This window comes from Sporobacter termitidis DSM 10068, from assembly GCF_900130065.1.
GTDB classification, from domain to species: Bacteria; Bacillota; Clostridia; order Oscillospirales; family Oscillospiraceae; genus Sporobacter; species Sporobacter termitidis.
The window spans coordinates 77,354-96,009 of record NZ_FQXV01000007.1 but is presented as its reverse complement, the minus strand read 5'-3'; the positions used below and the strand labels follow the sequence as shown (position 1 = coordinate 96,009).

At 58.2% G+C, this 18,656-nt stretch carries 12 protein-coding genes; 9 read left to right on the top strand and 3 right to left on the bottom strand.

The features are described from left to right. Positions 1-146: 146 nt before the first annotated feature. From rpsO to mnmG, 3 genes are all read right to left on the bottom strand, one after another. Entirely contained in the window at positions 147-413 is a 267-nt protein-coding gene (rpsO, locus tag BUB60_RS10935; RefSeq protein ID WP_073078844.1) for a 30S ribosomal protein S15, read from the bottom strand. Between the two features lie 185 nt (positions 414-598). Continuing rightward, the gene (locus BUB60_RS10930; protein WP_073078841.1) at positions 599-1,234 is read right to left on the bottom strand and encodes an HAD family hydrolase; all 636 of its coding nucleotides are present in this window, start codon (positions 1,232-1,234) and stop codon (positions 599-601) included. A 159-nt stretch (positions 1,235-1,393) separates the two neighbouring features. Next, the gene (gene mnmG, locus BUB60_RS10925; RefSeq protein WP_073078839.1) at positions 1,394-3,256 is read right to left on the bottom strand and encodes a tRNA uridine-5-carboxymethylaminomethyl(34) synthesis enzyme MnmG; all 1,863 of its coding nucleotides are present in this window, start codon (positions 3,254-3,256) and stop codon (positions 1,394-1,396) included. Between the two features lie 1,040 nt (positions 3,257-4,296). On the opposite strand from mnmG, the gene BUB60_RS10920 reads away from it, so the two are divergent. The 9 genes from BUB60_RS10920 (at position 4,297) to BUB60_RS10880 (ending at position 18,456) form a co-directional block, all read left to right on the top strand. After that, positions 4,297-5,700, top strand: coding sequence for a glycine--tRNA ligase (locus tag BUB60_RS10920; RefSeq protein ID WP_073078837.1), 1,404 nt, complete (start codon positions 4,297-4,299; stop codon positions 5,698-5,700). After that, positions 5,697-7,505, top strand: a complete 1,809-nt coding sequence (locus BUB60_RS10915) for an LTA synthase family protein (protein WP_073078835.1) — start codon at positions 5,697-5,699, stop codon at positions 7,503-7,505. Before BUB60_RS10920 ends, BUB60_RS10915 begins: the two co-directional genes overlap by 4 nt. Positions 7,506-7,519: 14 nt before the next feature. Further along, positions 7,520-8,527, top strand: a complete 1,008-nt coding sequence (locus tag BUB60_RS10910; protein ID WP_073078833.1) for a transketolase — start codon at positions 7,520-7,522, stop codon at positions 8,525-8,527. Next, positions 8,520-9,503 carry a transketolase family protein gene (locus tag BUB60_RS10905; protein WP_073078832.1) on the top strand — a complete coding sequence of 328 codons (984 nt, stop codon included), beginning with the start codon at positions 8,520-8,522 and terminating at the stop codon, positions 9,501-9,503. The genes BUB60_RS10910 and BUB60_RS10905 overlap by 8 nt, the downstream gene beginning before the upstream one ends. Before the next feature lie 224 nt (positions 9,504-9,727). Continuing rightward, positions 9,728-11,173 carry a tRNA uridine-5-carboxymethylaminomethyl(34) synthesis GTPase MnmE gene (mnmE, locus tag BUB60_RS10900; RefSeq protein ID WP_278277497.1) on the top strand — a complete coding sequence of 482 codons (1,446 nt, stop codon included), beginning with the start codon at positions 9,728-9,730 and terminating at the stop codon, positions 11,171-11,173. 155 nt (positions 11,174-11,328) lie between these two features. After that, positions 11,329-13,953 carry a pyruvate, phosphate dikinase gene (gene ppdK / locus BUB60_RS10895; protein ID WP_073078830.1) on the top strand — a complete coding sequence of 875 codons (2,625 nt, stop codon included), beginning with the start codon at positions 11,329-11,331 and terminating at the stop codon, positions 13,951-13,953. A gap of 119 nt (positions 13,954-14,072) precedes the next feature. Continuing rightward, a complete protein-coding gene (locus tag BUB60_RS10890) occupies positions 14,073-14,402 on the top strand; it encodes a nuclear transport factor 2 family protein (RefSeq protein ID WP_073078829.1) in 330 nt (109 codons plus the stop codon). 229 nt (positions 14,403-14,631) lie between these two features. After that, complete coding sequence (locus BUB60_RS10885) at positions 14,632-15,771, top strand: AI-2E family transporter (RefSeq protein WP_073078827.1); 1,140 nt, start codon at positions 14,632-14,634, stop codon at positions 15,769-15,771. 219 nt (positions 15,772-15,990) lie between these two features. After that, positions 15,991-18,456, top strand: a complete 2,466-nt coding sequence (locus BUB60_RS10880) for a pyruvate formate lyase family protein (protein WP_073078825.1) — start codon at positions 15,991-15,993, stop codon at positions 18,454-18,456. Positions 18,457-18,656 lie beyond the last annotated feature (200 nt).

The following is an 18,656-nucleotide window of genomic DNA, read 5'->3' as shown; positions in this document are numbered from 1 at the left end:
GGATGCATTTTCAACTGCTATGGGATTGCCTGCTCCTTGTTTTTTTCTATTATGTTACAGCGCCGGAAAAAAAGCGCAGTAATATACTTAGTATGTCATAACAGGGCCGATCTGATACGTTCAGACCAGCCCTGATACGGCCGTGCTTACTTTCTGATGCCGAGCTTTGCGATGCAGGCCCTGTAACGCTCGACGTCCTTTTTCATGAGGTAGTCCAGCAGGTTGCGGCGCTTGCCGATCATCTTATACATCCCAAGCATGCTGTGTTTGTCCTTGGCGTGAACCTTCAGATGCTCTGTCAGCTGCGCGATGCGCTCGGTGAGGATGGCGATCTGAACCTCCGGGGAGCCGGTGTCGGTCCCATGGGTGCGGTTTGATTCGATGACGGCTGTTTTCTGGTCCTTGGTGATCATATCAAAAGTCCTTTCTTTGATGTTCCCCGGAGTCTGAGTATCGGGCGGAAAGGCACCGGAATTTGCCCGGCTTTTTCCCGGAACTAAGAGACGGGGTTAAAACTAGTGTATTCTAACATAGAAGCAAATTGTTGTAAAGATGATTTTTGTTTTGGCCGCGCCGCGATACCTGACCGCGCCGGGCCTTAAATCAGCTCGCCCAGGTCCTTCATGAGCCTGACGCACGGAAAGCCGTCAAACTCCCGCGCCGTGGTCGTGCCGGTCAAAACAGCGGCGAAATCGACGCCGGCGTTTTTCGCGGTCCCGGCGTCAACAAGGCTGTCTCCGATATACAAAACGCCGCTTTTATCGGCGCCGAGGCGCGCCATGGCGGCAAGGACGCCCTCCGGGTCCGGCTTCGGCGACGTCACGTCCTCTCCGCCGATGATTATATCCACCAGGGGCACAATATTATACCGTTCCAGCGTGCCCATGATGCGGGAACGCAGCTTTGTGGAGATGATGCCGTTTGTGCGGCCCCGCGCCTTCAGCGCCTCCAGCGCCGGCACAGCCTGGGGATATAAAAACGTGTTGTCCACCATGATCTCGTCGGCCTTTTTCCCGTATTCCGACCGGTACAGCTCCAGCTTTGCCCTGTCCTTTTCTCCGCACAGCATCTCAAAGGAATCGACGAGGGTGTGCCCAATCGTCCGGCAGATATCGTAATCCGAGACGCCCGTATAGCCGTGCTTGTCCAGGACATGCCGGTAACACGCCACAATCCCGCGCTCGGAATTTGCCAGCGTGTAGTCAAAATCGAAAAGGTAAACGGAATAATCCATGATACACGTCCTTTACTATATTGTAACTGATGAAACTTCAGGTGCCGCCGTCCTCGTAGGGGGCGATGCCCACATCGCCCCGCTGAGCCTGCATACCCCGACGGGCCGATGTGGGCATCGGTCCCTACGATATTAACGCTCTTTGAATCAGAGACAAGGTTATCGCCCGAGATGGATCAACAGGGCGGCGATGTCGGCGGGGGAGACGCCGGAGATGCGGGAGGCCTGGCCGAGATTCAGGGGGCGGACCTGACCCAGCTTCTGCCGGGCTTCCAGCCGGAGCCCCTGCAGGGCGCCGTAGTCGATATCCTCCGGCAGCCGGACGTCCTCCATGCGCCGGAGGTCCTCCACCTGGCGCGTCTGGCGTTTGATATACCCGTCGTATTTGATGGAGATCTCCGCCTGCTCGGCCACCGCCGGGTCAAGGGCAGGCCGGGCGGCGTCGAAGGGCGCGAGGCTTTTGTAATCGAGCTGCGGGCGGCGGAGGAGGGCGGCGAGGCTCACGCCGGAGGCCGGTGGCGTCGTGCCGCAGGCCTCCAAAAGTGCGGCGAGCTCCGGCGTCGGCGCGAGATACGTGCTTTCCAGGCGCTTTATCTCCCGCGCCACATCATCGTATTTTTTCAAAACCTTTCGATACCGGGCCTCGGAGACGAGCCCGGCGCGGTGCCCGATATGAGACAGCCGGATGTCGGCGTTGTCCTGGCGGTGGTACAGGCGGTACTCGGAGCGGGACGTCATGATGCGGTAAGGCTCGTTCGTGCCTTTTGTGACCAGGTCGTCGATGAGCGTGCCGATATAGCCCTCGTCGCGCCGGATGAGCATCGGCGGCAGGCCCTTGAGCTTCAAAGCGGCGTTGACGCCGGCCACAAAGCCCTGCACGGCGGCCTCCTCGTAGCCCGAGGTGCCGTTGAACTGTCCCGCGCCGTAAAGGCCGGCGAGCTTCTTCGTTTCCAGCGTCGGCAGCAGCTCCAGGGGGTTCAGGCAGTCGTATTCGATGGCGTAGGCGCAGCGCATCATTTCCGCGTGCTCCAGTCCCGGGATGGTGTGCAGCATTTTGAGCTGCACGTCCTCCGGCAGCGAGGACGAAAAGCCCTGCACATAGAGCTCCTCCGTCCCGAGCCCCATGGGCTCGATGAACAGCTGATGCCGCTTTTTGTCCTTGAAGCGCACCACCTTGTCCTCGATGGACGGGCAGTACCGGGGCCCGACGCCCTCGATAACGCCGGAGTACAGTGGGCTGCGGTGGAGGTTTTCACGGATGACGTCATGGGTGTTTTCATTTGTATATGTGAGATAGCACACCGCGCGGTTTTCCACCGGCGTGTCCGTCTCAAAGGAAAAGGGCACCGGCTCTTCGTCGCCGGGCTGGAGCTCCATTTTGGCAAAGTCGACGCTCCGCCCGTTGATGCGCGGCGGCGTGCCTGTTTTGAAGCGCCGCATGTCGAGCCCCAGCGCCTTGAGGTTGTTCCCCAGCGACGCGGCCGCGTGCATCCCGTCGGGACCGCTGTCGCTTAAAACGTCGCCGACGATCGTCCGGCCCGACAGATACGTGCCCGAGCAGATGACGGCGGCTTTACAATGATATACCGCGCCGGTCTGGGTTTTGACAGCCTTTACGGCGCCGCTCTCAACAAGGATTTCCGTGATCTCCGCCTGCCGGAGGCTGAGATTTTCCTGCGTTTCCAGCGTGTGCTTCATGAGCTGCTGGTACGCCCTGCGGTCGGCCTGGGCGCGCAGGGAGTGGACGGCGGGGCCCTTGCCGCGGTTTAAAAGCCTGTATTGGATGCACGTTTTGTCGGCGGCCCGTGCCATCTCGCCGCCCAGCGCGTCCAGCTCCCGCACCAGATGGCCCTTGCCGGTGCCGCCGATGGCGGGATTGCACGGCATGTTGCCGACAGCGTCCAGATTGATCGTAAAGCAAACGGTCTTCATCCCGAGGCGCGATGCCGCCAGCGCGGCTTCAATGCCCGCGTGGCCCGCGCCGATGACCGCAATATCAAATTGTCCGGCGTCGAATTCCATCGTTTGCGCCTCCTTATTATTATTTTGCCCGCCCACCCGCCCAGAAAAGGTATAGGGCTTCGCCCTATGACCTGTTTTGCGGCGATGGGGCTGCGCCCCATGCCCAAGGACGGGCCAGGTATTTCGCTTATTGGGTAGGGCGGGGGCTTGCTCCCGCCGCTCCTGTGCGGCGCGGCAGGGTGTTCACCGGGTCATCGCATTACGCAAAATAAGGGATACCCGTGCTATAATGAAGCTAAAGAACCCGCACGCAAAAGGCTGCGCAGAAAAAAATATTTATAAATATAGCACAAATAGAGATTCTCTAAAATCGATTATCCAGTAACCGCAACGCTTTGACCGCTTTCGGAGGACGCAACGCTTCATACTTTTGTAACATATCAAGGAAAATATCGTCCCAGTCCAGTCCCTTTTCAAGGCTTTACAAGGCGTTTTTAATCAATATCAGCCCCAAAATCTCAAATAGAAGCCCTTTTTGATCCAATAGAAGCCTGTTTTCCCGTCGAATCCGTCGCAGGGGGCGATGCCCACATCGCCCCGTCGGTCCTTACCCACAGGCCACCCCCGCGCCAGCAAGAGCGGCGGGCCGGGTCGTCCCGCCCTACGGCGTATCCCGAGCTGTCGCCCGCCGGCGACTGAAGGAGGGAAACTCCTCCCGGTGCCGCACGGCACAAGAGCGGCGGGAGCAAGCCCCCGCCCTGCGGCGGTTCCCAGGGGGCGCTGCAAGGGGACACGGGCGGCGTCCCTTACGGGTTGCGACACATAGGTGACTCCCCGGAGCCGTTCTCTCCCCCGCCCCCATAGAAAGCGGCTTTGAAGTGCCGTGCTACCGCTGCGTTTGAAGATTTTTTTAATTTTACGCGATATGCTTTATAATTGCAAGTACCGGGGCGATACAGGCTCAAAATAAGGGGTGCCAACAGTTGACAAGAGACCTGCTTGGGATATAATTAAAAAGATATGTAAAATATGATTCGGGCGAGCGTCAATCCTGTCACGCCGTAGGGCGGATATGGAATCCGCCCCACAATGGAGGATATATGCTGAAGAACACAGAAAAAACCATGGACAAGCTCGTCGCGCTGTGCAAGGGGCGCGGTTTTGTGTACGCGGGCAGCGAGATTTACGGCGGTCTCGCCAACTCGTGGGATTACGGGCCGCTGGGGGTTGAGCTGAAAAACAACATCAAGCGCGCCTGGTGGCGGAAATTCGTGCAGGAAAACCCATATAACGTGGGGCTGGACTCCGCTATTCTGATGAATCCTCAGGTCTGGGTGGCCTCCGGCCACGTGGCGACCTTTAACGACCCGCTTATCGACTGCAAGGCGTGCAAGACGCGCCACCGGGCGGACAAGCTCGTGGAGGAGTGGCATACGGCCAATAACATCACCGGCGTTGCCGTCGAGGCGATGACGAACGACGCGCTGGTGAATTACATCAAGGAAAAGGGCATCACCTGCCCCAACTGCGGCAAGGCCGAATTTACGGACATCCGCAAGTTCAACCTGATGTTCAAGACCTTCCAGGGCGTCACCGAGGACTCGGCGGCGCAGATCTACCTCCGGCCGGAGACAGCCCAGGGCATCTTCGTCAACTTTAAGAACATCCAGCGCACCACCCGCCGCAAGGTGCCGTTCGGCGTTGCGCAAGTGGGAAAATCCTTCCGCAACGAGATCACGCCCGGCAACTTTATTTTCCGCATCCGCGAGTTCGAGCAGATGGAGCTGGAGTTCTTCTGCAAGCCCGGAACAGACCTCGAGTGGTTCAATTACTGGCGCGCCTACTGCCACGACTGGCTGTTAAAGCTCGGCCTGAAGGAAGAAAGCCTGCGCCTGCGCGACCATGAAAAGGAAGAGCTCTCCCATTATTCCAACGCGACGACCGACTTCGAGTTCCTGTTCCCGTTCGGTTGGGGCGAGCTCTGGGGCGTGGCGGACCGCACGGACTACGACCTCAAGGCCCACCAGACCACGTCCGGCGAGAGCATGGAATATTTCGACCCCGAGACGAACGAGAAGTATATCCCCTATGTTATCGAGCCCTCTCTGGGCGCCGACCGCGTTTTGCTGGCGTTCCTCATCGACGCCTATGACGAGGAGATCGTGGACGCCGAGAAGAACGACACGCGCGTGGTGCTGCGCCTAGCACCGGCGCTGGCGCCCATCAAATGCGCCGTCCTGCCGCTGTCAAAGAAGCTCTCCGAGCAGGCGGAAGCCGTTTATCACCAGCTCCAGAAGCACTTCATGGTCGATTTCGACGACGCCGGCTCCATCGGCAAGCGCTACAGGCGCCAGGACGAAATCGGCACGCCGTACTGCCTGACGTTTGACTTCGATTCCGTGGAGGATGGCTGCGTGACGGTCCGCGACAGGGACACCATGACGCAGGAGCGCGTCAAAATCGGCGAGCTTGTTCCTTATCTTGAGGAGAAAATGGCGTTTTGAAGCGACCGGCGGGACAGTCTGATCTCTGGGAAATCGTGCGGTCCTTTGGCCGGAAGCGCGTTGTAACGTACGTCTTCCTCGCGCTGCTGGGGATCGGCACGGGGCTGATCTCAATGATGCTGGGGGCGTCGTATTTCGGCCTGCCGATGTTTTTCGACTACTTCAGCTCGCCGCTGCTTCTGCTTTTAAATCTGCTGCCGCCGGTACTCCTGCTGCTGCTGGGGTATTATCTGACCGGCCGCGTCTGGATCGGCTTTTTCGCGTCGTCGCTGCTTGTACTGCTTTTGTCGGCGATCGATTTTTTCAAAATTCAGGTGCGCAGCGAGCCGTTCATCCCGTCGGATTTCAAGCTGGCCGACGAGGTCGGCAAGGTGATCGCCGGATATTCCCTGATCTTCAACTGGAAGATCTACCTGGCCGGCGCGTATATCCTGGTGGGGACTGTTTTTTCGGCGTTCCTCCTGCGGCGCAGGATGCGCGCCCGCCCGCGCCTGATCGGGGCCGGGGCCGTCCTGCTCGTGTCGGCCGCCCTGTATTTCACGCTCTATACCAGCACGAAGATCAATACGGCGGTCAAGGGCAGCTATGACATCAACGTCTGGTCGAACGCCGAAATTTCCATCAGCAAGGGATTTGTTTATCCCTTCATCTACAGTATCCACGACCCCGCCGCCGGGCCCCCAAGAGGGTATAACGCCGCGGAAGCGGCGGCGGCGCTGTCCGCTTACGGCGACGACGCGATCCCGGAGGACAAGAAGGTCAATATCGTCAGCGTCATGCTGGAGTCGTACGCCGACCTGTCCCAGTTTGACGAGATCGAGTTTTCCGAAGATGTTTACGGCCCGCTGCGCGCCATCGAAAGTGAATCCATACACGGATATCTTGTGGACAATGTCTTTGCCGGCGGCACGGTCGATACGGAGCGGTCCTTTCTCAGCGGCTTTACCTGGCTGGGAGATTTCCAGCAGCCGACGAACTCCTATGTCCGCTACCTGAACAGCCAGGGCTATGTGACGGAGGGCTTTCACGCCGGCGACGACTGGTATTACGACAGGAACATCGTCAACCCGAACCTGGGTTTTGACCGCTATTATTTTCTGGAGGATTTCCAGGACGCCAGCCGATGGGACGAGTACTTCTTCCCGAAGGTCGAGCAGCTTTTCGACGCGCGCGACCAGAGCGCCCCGTATTTCAGCTATAACCTTTCCTATCAGAACCACGGGCCTTACGACGCCGAGACGACGGGGGACACCGCCTACATAATGCAGGGCGGGCTGTCGGACGCGTCGTACAACATCCTCAACAATTATCTGGCCGGCATTGACGACACGACGCGCCGACTGGCCGATTTCATAGAGCATTTTCGAGAGCTGGACACACCGGTCGTCGTCGTCTTTTTCGGGGACCATAAGCCCTGGCTCGGCAACGACAACAGCGTCTACAAGGAGCTGGGCGCCAACATCGACGTGTCCACCGAGGAGGGCTTCTTCAATTTCTATACCACGCCCTACGTCATCTGGGCCAACGACGCGGCCATGGAGGCGCTGGGAAACGATTTTACCGGCGACGGCGGCGATTTCTCGCCCTGCTTCCTTATGAACAAGGTCTTTGACCTGTGCGCGTGGGGCGGCAGCGCGTATATGAAGGCCGCCGACGCGCTCCGCAATTATACGGATATCATCAGCAACGCCACCGCCTGCTTTTCGGAAAACGGCGTTCTGACGAAGAGCCTCTCGCCTGAGGCCGACGAGGTCTATAAGAACTTTAAGAAAATCGAATACTATTGGCAGACTGCGCTCAAATAAACAGGAGGTGTAACATGGAGAATCGAAAAAGTGCCAAGGAGCTGCGCGTCATCGCGGAAGGCATCCGGCTGGTGACTCTCCAGGAGCTGGAAGGCTTCGGGTCGGGGCACATCGGCGGGTCGATGTCGATCGTGGAGACGCTGGCGGTATTATATGGCGGCGAATTGCGCTGCGACCCCGGCAATCCAAAGTGGGAAGAGCGGGACAGGCTCGTCCTGTCCAAGGGACACGCCGGACCGGCGCTTTATGCCACGCTGTCGCTCCGGGGATTTTTCCCGAAGGAGATGCTCTCGGAGCTCAATCAGGGCGGGGGACACCTTCCCAGCCATTGCGACCGCAATAAGACGCCCGGCGTGGATATGACGACAGGCTCGCTGGGGCAGGGGATATCGGCGGCCATCGGCATCGCGCTGGGCAACCGCATGAACAAGTCCGACAGCATCACCTATCTCATCATCGGCGACGGGGAGTGCAACGAGGGCCAGGTCTGGGAGGGCGCGATGTTCGCCGCCGCCCACAAGCTCAGCAATCTCATCGCCTTTGTGGACTGGAACAAACAGCAGCTTGACGGTTTTACAAAGGATATCCTGGACGTGGGGGACCTGGCCGACAAGTTCCGCGCCTTCGGCTGGTTTGTGCAGAAGGTGGACGGCCACGACGTGGGCGCGATTCTCGACGCCGTCGCCGCCGCCAAGGAGCATGAGGGCGCCCCGTCGATGATCGTCCTCGATACCATCAAGGGCTACGGGACGTTTGCCGCCGGCGTGGAGGGCAACCACCACATGAGCTTCACAAAGGATCAGATGGACGAGGCGGTAAAGAAGACCGCCGAAAAGCTGGAGGAGGCCCGCGCGGCCGCCGCCGCGGAGGAGGCCGCCCGGAGAGCGGCGGCAGCGGCGGAGGAAGCTGTCAAAAAGGCGGCGGAGCCGCCTGAGGAGCAGCCCCCGGAGAAGCAGGAAGAACCCGCGGAAAAAGCGGAAGAGGACGAGGCGCCGGCAGAGGAGGGAGAGGACAATGTTTAAGGTTTGCGATACATTTGTAAAAAGTCCCACGCTGATGCGCGACACCTATTGCAAGGCGCTGATGGACCTCGCCGCTGAGAATGACGACATCGTGGCGCTGGACGCCGACCTTGTCAGCTCCTCCGGCATGAAGCCATTTTTCAGCGCGTATCCGGACAGGGCCATAAACGTCGGCATTGCCGAGGCCAATATGATCGGCATCGCCGCCGGTCTCTCCGTCGTCGGGAAGATACCGTTTGCCCACAGCTTCGGCTGCTTTGCCACCCGGAAAACGTGCGATCAGGTCATGATCTCCGCGGCCTACGCCAAGCTCAACGTCAAGATTCTCGGGTCCGACCCGGGCGTCACGGCGGCCTACAACGGCGGCACGCACATGCCGTTCGAGGACATGGGCGTCATGCGTTCCATCCCGGAAATCACGCTGATCGAGCTCACCGACCCCGTTATGGTGCAGGATATCGTCCGTCAGGTGGCGGATATTTACGGCGTCCACTACCTGCGCATGGCGCGGAAAAACGCCACCGCCGTCTATGAGGCGGGCTCGTCGTTTGAGATCGGCAAGGGCAACGTGCTGCTGGAGGGCAAGGACGTGACGATCATCGCCAGCGGCATCATGGTCTCCGAGGCTCTGAAGGCGGCCCAGTCGCTGAAAAACGACAGGATATCAGCCCGCGTCGTCGACATGTTCACCTGGAAGCCCATCGACCAGGAGCTGGTGGAAAAATGCGCCAGGGAGACCAGGGCGATCGTCACCGCCGAAAACCACAACGTCGTCGGCGGACTCGGCTCGGCCGTCTCCGAGGCGGTCGTCAGGACCAGCCCGGTGCCTGTGGAGATGGTGGGCGTCAAGGACCGGTTCGGCCAGGTCGGTACGGAGGAATACCTGAAAAATGAGTACGGCCTCACGGCCGCGGAAATCGTCGACGCGGTCAAACGCGTCCTGCCCAGGAAAAAGCGCGGTTTATTTTCGTTTTGAACAGGCCTTGCTCACGCATCCCGCGCATCCCATGTTACTCCCAGAGTCCCATGTCATTCCCGCGCATCCCGTGTCATTCCCGCACATTCCATGTCATTCCCGCGCAGGCGGGAATCCACACACGCACATTAAGGCAGCGATGGATTCCCGCCTGCGCGGGAATGACAAGTTCTATGGAATGACAAGTTCTATGGAATGACAAGTTCTATGGAATGACAAGTTCTATGGATTATCAAGTTCTATGGATTATCAAGTTCTGCGGCGTTATCAAGTTCTACGGATTTATAGGGAGGTCCACCATGCCCGATACCATCGCGGCCATCGCCACGGGAGGTGCGGTCTGCGCCGTTGGGATCATCCGGCTCAGCGGGCCGGAGGCCATAGCGGCTGTTGACAGAATATTTCTGGCGAAAAGCGGCATAAAAATGTGTGACACCGAGGACAGGAAGCTCGTCTACGGCGCACTTATGGGCGGCAACGGCGCGGTGCTCGACCTGTGCCTGTGCACGGTGAGCCGCGGGCCGCACAGCTACACGGGCGAGGACACGGCGGAGCTCCACTGCCACGGCTCGCCCGTCGTTCTGGCCGAGGGGATGCGCGCACTGTTCGGGGCGGGGGTGCGCCAGGCGGCGGCCGGGGAATTCACAAAGCGCGCGTTCCTGAACGGGCGCATGGACCTCTCGCAGGCGGAAGCCGTCGCCGACCTCATCGAGGCGGAGACGGCGCCGGCGGCGCAAAACGCGGCTGGGCAGCTCCAGGGTGCCGTGGGCGGCAGGATCGACGCCGTATACAACGCCCTGGTCGATCTGTCCGCGCATTTTTTCGCCGTCATCGATTATCCCGACGAGGATATCGACGATTTTGAGTTGAACAATTACGCGTCGGTCCTGTCCGGGGCCGAAACGACGCTCCGAAATCTCCTGGAGACCGTCGAGCGCGGCCGCGTGATGAAGGACGGCGTCAAAACGGCGATCATCGGCCGGCCGAACGTGGGGAAATCGTCGCTGTTAAACGCGCTCGTCGGCTATGAGCGGGCCATCGTCACGCCCGTTGCCGGCACGACGCGGGACACGATCGAGGAGAAGCTCCGCGTGGGCGGCGTGCTGCTGCGCCTGACGGACACCGCCGGCATCCGGGAAACCAGCGACGAGGTGGAGCGCCTGGGCGTGGAGCGGGCCAGGGGCGCGGCGTCGGGCGCGGCGCTGGTCGTCGCCGTCTTCGACGGCAGCGCGCCTCTGGGCGACGACGACAGGATTGTTATGGACATTGCCGCGGCCTCGGAGAAAAAGCTGGCCGTCGTCAATAAATCCGACCTGGGGACGGCGGCGGATATCGGCGAGCTCGAGAGAAGGCTCGGTACGGCCCTTATCGTATCCGCGCGCACCGGCGACGGCGTGGAGGCTTTTGCCCGGGCGGCGGAAAAGCTGCTCGGCGGCGGAGGGCCTGTCCCGGCCGGGGAGATCCTGACGAATCAGAGGCAGGCCGAGGCGATCGGGCAGGCGCTGGAGAGCGTCGGGCAGGCGCTGAAGGCGCTGAACGCCGGCGTCACGCCGGACGCCGTGCTGACGGAGATCGAGACGGCGCTGGCCGCCCTGGGGGAGGTCACGGGCAAGACGATCCGGGAGGATATCGTCGGGCGCATTTTCGAAAGATTCTGCGTCGGCAAATAGCGGCACGCGCCTTTTTGACCGCGCCGGCGGCACGGCGGATAAAATTCTCTGCCGATTTGACGGGAATATTTCGTGTGAATATTGTTTTTATCGTTTCATAATGGTATAATTTCGCTGAAATTTTGTAAAATGATCTTATTTTAAGGAGGATTCCTGTGAGCAAAAAATACGTATACCTCTTTTCAGAGGGCAACGGCAGCATGAAACCGCTTCTCGGGGGCAAGGGCGCCAACCTGGCGGAGATGACAAATCTCGGCATGCCGGTACCGAGAGGCTTTACCATTACCACCGAGGCCTGCACAAAATATTATGACGACGGCGAAGTGATCGCGCCTGAAATCCAGGACGAGATCATGGCCTATGTCGCGACCCTCGAAAAGCAGACCGGCAAGAAGTTCGGCGACAGGGAAAACCCACTCCTGGTCTCCGTGCGTTCCGGCGCGCGCGCGTCGATGCCCGGTATGATGGATACCATTCTGAACCTCGGACTCAATGAGGACGTCGTCGAGGTCGTTGCCAGGAAATCAAACAATCCGCGCTGGGCATGGGACTGCTTCAGGCGCTTTATTCAGATGTATTCCGACGTCGTTATGGAGGTCGGCAAGAAATATTTTGAAGAGCTCATCGACGAGATGAAGGAAAAACGCGGCGTCAAGCAGGATACCGAGCTGACGGCGGAGGACCTGAAGGAGCTGGCGCAGCAGTTCAAGGCCGAGTATAAATCCAAGATCGGCACCGATTTCCCGTCCGACCCGATCGACCAGATGATGGGCGCCGTCAAGGCCGTGTTCCGCTCCTGGAACAACCAGCGCGCCATCGTCTACCGCCGCATGAACGACATCCCCGGCTCCTGGGGCACCGCCGTCAACGTCCAGGAAATGGTGTTCGGCAACCTGGGCGACACCTCCGGCACCGGCGTGGCGTTCACGCGCAACCCGGCCACCGGCGAGAGGAAGCTGTTCGGCGAATTTTTGATGAACGCCCAGGGCGAGGACGTCGTGGCCGGTATCCGCACCCCGCAGACGATCGACCAGCTCAAGGAAGTCATGCCCGCCGCATACAACGATTTCGTCAAAATCTGCGCCACGCTGGAGAGCCACTATCGCGACATGCAGGATATGGAGTTCACCATCGAGGACAAAAAGCTCTTCATGCTCCAGACCAGAAACGGCAAGCGCACCGCCGCCGCCGCGCTGAAGATCGCCTGCGACCTCGTGGACGAGGGCGTCATCAACGAAAAAGAAGCCGTCCTGATGATCGATCCGAAGAATCTCGACGCGCTGCTGCACCCGCAGTTTGACGCCGACGCGCTGAAGAAGGCGGAGCCCATCGGAACGGGCCTGGCCGCGTCCCCCGGCGCCGCCAGCGGCAAGGCCGTGTTCACGGCCGAGGATGCCAAGGAATGGGTTCAGAAGGGCGAAAAGGTCGTTCTTGTCCGCCTTGAAACCTCGCCTGAGGACATCGAGGGCATGGCGGCCGCCCAGGGCATCCTGACGGTCCGCGGCGGCATGACGTCCCACGCCGCCGTTGTGGCGCGCGGCATGGGCACCTGCTGCGTGGCCGGCTGCGGCGCCATCAAAATGGACGAGGAGAACAAGCGCTTTGAGCTCGGCGGCAAGACGTACAAGGAAGGCGACTGGATCAGCCTTGACGGCTCCACCGGCAATATCTACGGCGAGGCCATCAAGACCACCGACGCCTCCATCGGCGGCGAGTTCGGCCGCATCATGGCCTGGGCCGACAAATACAGAAAGCTGAACGTCCGCACCAACGCGGATACCCCGCGCGACGCCAGGCAGGCGCGCAAATTTGGCGCCGAGGGCATCGGCCTGTGCCGCACGGAGCATATGTTCTTTGAAGCCGACAGAATCCCCGCCATCCGCGAGATGATCTGTGCCGACACCGTCGAGCAGCGTGAGAAGGCGCTTTTAAAGCTCGAGCCGATGCAGCAGTCCGACTTCGAGGGCATCTACGAGGCGATGGAGGGCCTGCCGGTCACCATCCGCTATCTGGACCCGCCGCTCCACGAGTTTGTGCCGACGGAGGAGGACGACATCGCGCAGCTGGCGAAGGACCTGGGCAAATCCGTGGACGACATCAAGGCGATCATCGCCTCGCTCCACGAGTTCAACCCCATGATGGGCCACCGCGGTTGCCGCTTGGCCGTCACCTATCCTGAAATTGCCGTCATGCAGACGAAGGCGGTGATCAAGGCCGCCATCAACGTGAAAAAGAAGCACCCCGACTGGGCGCTGGTCCCCGAGATCATGATCCCGCTCGTGGGCGAAATCAAGGAGCTCCAGTACGTCAAGAAGATCGTCGTCGACACCGCGGACGCGCTCATCAAGGAGTCCGGCTCGGACCTCAAATACAAGGTCGGCACCATGATCGAGCTGCCCCGGGCCTGTGTCACGGCGGATGAGATCGCCAAGGAGGCCGAGTTCTTCTCCTTCGGCACCAACGACCTGACGCAGATGACGTTCGGCTTTAGCCGCGACGACGCCGGCAAGTTCCTGGACGCCTACTATCAGAAGAAGATTCTCGAGTCCGATCCGTTTGCCCGCCTGGATCAGGCCGGCGTTGGCAAGCTGGTGAAGATGGGTGTCGAGCTGGGCCGCGCAACACGCCCCGATCTCAAGATCGGCATCTGCGGCGAGCACGGCGGCGACCCGTCCTCCGTGGAGTTCTGCCACAACATCGGCCTCAACTACGTCTCCTGTTCGCCCTTCCGTGTCCCCATCGCGCGGCTGGCGGCGGCCCAGGCGGCGCTGAAAGGTTAAGGACCAATCGCAGATAATAATCAGACAGGGTATTGCATTGTAAGATGCAATACCCTGTATTGAGTTTATCCTTTTAACGCTATTAATACATTCGACAAGCGGGAAGGAGAGGGAGCAATATGGCAAACAAAGATAGCCTTTTATCCTTTTTTGATGCAGAAAACGAGCGGGATTGGTCAACGTACCGAAAGTTTCTCTCTCCGGATGTTGTATGGATTCTACATTCAAAGCAGACGAAAACTATCAAGGGAATAGATGCTTATCTTGCCGCGATAATGGAGGCATATAAGGGCAGCGACAACACCTTCGTCTGCGAGGCCCTGTATCAAGGCGGCGATGAAAACCGCATTGTTGCTATCTTGAGGAATAACTTGGGCGAACGTTCCTGTGATATCTTTGAGTTTTCCGGCGGTCTTATCGTGGAGGAGTCCGAATTCATACTATCCTGACGAATTCCGATTTGTTTTTATTTAAAGCGTTTCATAATGTGAAAATTTGCGATTGGCCTTTTTTCCGGCGGTAGCCCCAGCGGCGGCGCTGAAAGAGTAAGGGGCAATCAGCTGATAAATTCCGACAGGGGATTGCGAAAAAACGGCGTGATGCCCTGTTTTTATTTACTTGTTACATAATTTGGTTTATAATTAAGTGAAGTCAATATAGTTAGGAATATTTAGTTTGATGAATGAAAAGAAGCGCGAAAGAAGATTATTGAAGTATTTGGTTTGGTTTGTCGTCGCAGTGCTTGTCGTCATCTATTTTCAGCAGGGGCTCTCGGTTATGGCGTCCCTGCTGAAGATATGTTCCCCGTTAATCCTCGGCTGCGTCCTTGCTTTTGCCTTAAACATCGTCTTGAAAATGCTGGAGAAGATCTATTTTCCGAGGTCCGGAAAAGCAATCGTTATCCGCTCGAGAAGACTGGTCTGTACGCTTTTGTCAATTATTCTCATAGCGGGCATTTTAGCGCTTGTTATCGTCCTTGTAGTACCTGAGTTTTTGCGCGCGCTCACATTGATCGCAAACGAAATCCCGGTTTATTTCGAGAGCCTCAAGAACTGGCTGCTGAAGTACAGTGATCAATTTCCGATTATTGCCGATACGCTGGAAGGGCTCAATATCGATTGGAACAGCACTTTAAAGGAGTTTGTATTATATGCCCTGTCCGGGGTGGGCTCGATTTTTAATTCCACAATTACTTTTATCAGTACTTTGGGCAGCGGTATAGTAAACGTTGTGATTGGGGTTATCTTCGCGGTTTTTATTCTGTTGCAAAAAGAGAAACTGCAGGACCAGCTCCAAAGAGTTATGAGGCTTGTCCTGAAGGAAACGCGCGTGGATAAAATCAACGGGGTTTTCAGTGTGGCCAACCGGACATTCGCCCACTTCGTCTCCGGCCAGTGCTTAGAGGCGGTGATTTTGGGCGGTTTGTGCATATTGGGCATGCTGATCTTCGGCTTTCCTTATGCGCCGATGATTGGCGCGGTCATAGGAATAACAGCGCTCATACCGATGGTGGGCGCGTTTATCGGCGCGGGAATCGGGGCGTTTATGATTCTTACCGTTGATCCGATGAAGGCACTCTTCTTTATCATATTCATCATTGTGCTGCAGCAGATAGAAAGCAACCTGATCTATCCAAAGGTTGTCGGCGCTTCTGTCGGACTGCCCGGCATCTGGGTTCTGGCTGCAATCATACTCGGCGGCGGTATTGGCGGCATTTTGGGGATGATGGTCGCCGTGCCGGTCGCGGCAACATTGTATAAGCTGTTACAGGCAAAGGTGCGCCGCGATGTACCGGTACCGAAGGCGGAGGAGACCTAGAAGGCGCCGTGTCGAAATAAGCATGAGGCTGCCGGTGTTGAATTTTTGCACAGAGTTCAACACCGACAGCCTTGTTGACTTGTCACATTATACCAAATTTAAGACGTTGATATGGTTCTGCTATGATTATATATGTTTTTAGCATTGTACATTAATTGCTGCTGTTGGTATAATATGCACATATACATAACACATGGCATAAGGAGGAGAGCTGCTGAAATGTATCAGTTCAAACCGATAAGTGAGCGCATGCAGCGCATGCATCAGCTGATCCGCGACCGTGTCATCCAGAGCGACTCTGAGACTGCGATGATCACGACCCGCTGTTTCCAGGCCAATGAGAATCTCATTCCCTATCTCCGCCGTCCCACGGTGCTGAAGGCCATCTGTGAGCAGATGACCGTCCGCGTGGAGGACTTTGAAATGCTCGTCGGCAATACGAGCAAGAACTTTTGCGGTACCGGCTATGCGCCCGATTGGGGCGGCGCCGGCTTGCTTCCGTTCGTGATCGAGTCCGGAATGTGGACGCTTCGGGAAGACGGCCTGTATCACAATCCCGACGACGAGGAGCTGCGTATGTCCATCGCTCCCGAGGATTACGAGAATCTGAAGTCCATCACCGACTACTGGAAAGGCCGCACTTACAACGATATCGCGGCCGCCTGGCAGCCGAAGGGCTATGAAGAGCTCTGCCGCATGAACGTATCCGCCACCCTGAAGGGCGCGCCTTTGCTGATGATGCCGTCCGGCCACCTGACCCCGGGCTTTAAGAAAATCATCAATGTGGGCTACGGCGCCATTCGCAAGCAGGCTCAGGATTGGCTGGATTCCCACGTCAATAACCTGATGGGCGAGGATGTGAACAAAAACCTGTTTTATACCGCTGCCGTCCTATCCTGCGCTGCCGCCACCAGTTTGCTCAAGCGCTACAGTGAGAAATGCCTGGAAAAAGCCGCGTCCTGCACCGAGGCAAAGCGCAGGGCAGAATTGGAGTCCATGGCGGACAGCCTGGCCTGGATTTCCGAAAACCCCTGCCGCACCTTCCGCGAGGCCTGCCAGGCGGCGATCACGTATCAGTACATACTGCGCCTGAGCTTTATCGGCGATATCGGTTCCTTCGGCCGCTTCGATCAGTATACCTGGCCGTTCTTGAAAAAGGATCTGGAAGAGGGCCGGCTGGGCATGGGAGAGGCCCAGGAGATTGTGGACTGCTTCTTTATGAAGATCAATTCCATGTACGGCGGCGGCGTCATCGGCGTCCCCGGCGGCGGGGATCTGATCAAGATCATCGGCATCGGCAACACCTATCTCCACACAACCATTGGCGGCGTGGACCCCAAAACCGGCGAGGACGCCAGCAACCCGGTCACCTCCATGGTGCTGGAAAGCCTGGCGCGCCTGAGCCTTCATGATCCCACGATCTCTTTGCGTGTGAACAAGAACACGCCGGCCGAGCTGTGGGCTTTGGCTCTGGAGACCTCCACAAAGGTGGGCGGGCTGCCGCTGCTCCAGAATGACGAGATCATCATCCCCGGCACGATGAAGGAATTGGGCTTTACGCTTGAGGATGCCCGGGATTACGCCATCATCGGCTGCCAGGAAATTACCGGCTCCGGCAACGACTATTCCGCCGCCAACGGCGTGGCGCCGCCGCACTCCTCCATTCACTACAGCGTGCTGCTGGATATGGCGATCAACGACGGCAAGAATCCGTTTAATGGCGAGCAGTGCTCGATCCATACCGGCTACCTGTATGATATGAAGTCCTTTGACGAGGTCAAGGAAGCCTGGCGCATACTTGCCAGCTACTTTATCAAAGCCCAGGTTTCCCTTAATAACTATCTGGAGTACCTGGTTCAGTACCACACGCCGCACCCGATGCTGTCCATCTCCCTCGACGGCTGCATGGAGTCCGGCAAGGACTGCACCTGGGGCGGCGCCAAGTACAACTCTTACGGCGGGACCGCTACCGGCCTTGCCACGGTTGCCGACTCCCTGACCGCCATCAAGTATATGGTTTTCGACAAGAAGCTGTGCACGGCCCGGGAGCTTTATGACGCTGTTATGGCAAACTGGGAGGGCTATGAGCCCCTGAGACAGCAGATCATCAATGAGGTGCCCCATTTCGGAAATGCCGACCCTTATGCCGACGAGCAGATGACCTGGGTGATTAACACCTATTACAACACCTGTAAAGAATGCTACTCAACCCGCGCTAAGATTTTCAAGGCCGGCCTGTACGGCGCGGCCGACCATGTAGGGCAGGGGTACACCACCTGGGCGACGCCGGACGGCAGACTGGCCGGAACACCTATCGCCGACGCCGCGTCTCCGGTTCAGAGCCGCGACATCAACGGCCCCACCGCGGTGTTTGCCTCCTCGCTGTGTTACGACCATACCAAGTTCATGGACGGCGTGTGCCTGAACATTCGCCTCCATCCCACCGCGCTCAGCCGTGACGATGGGATTATCAAGCTGCGCGACATGGTCAAGACCTATATGGACAACGGCGGCGCCGAAGCGCAGTTCAACGTGGTTTCCACCGAGGCCCTGCACAAGGCGCAGGAAAATCCCGACCAGTACCGCAATTTGGTGGTACGCATCGCCGGTTACTCCGCCTATTTTGTGGAGCTGACCCGCGACTGCCAGAACGACCTTATTTCCCGCCATGAGAATATGATATAAAAAGCGTTTGACCGCAGCCTTTTTGGCCAGGCGCATAACAAATCGGACAGGGTATTACATTTGATTGCAATACCCTGTCTTCATTAACCTTTCCCCGGAGCCCGGCGTCAAAGGCGCTTCCTCGCCGGCGGCGCCGGGCATTTATACAAATTAGACAGGCGAGGGCGGAAAATCAGGTTGATATTATTATAATAATTCAT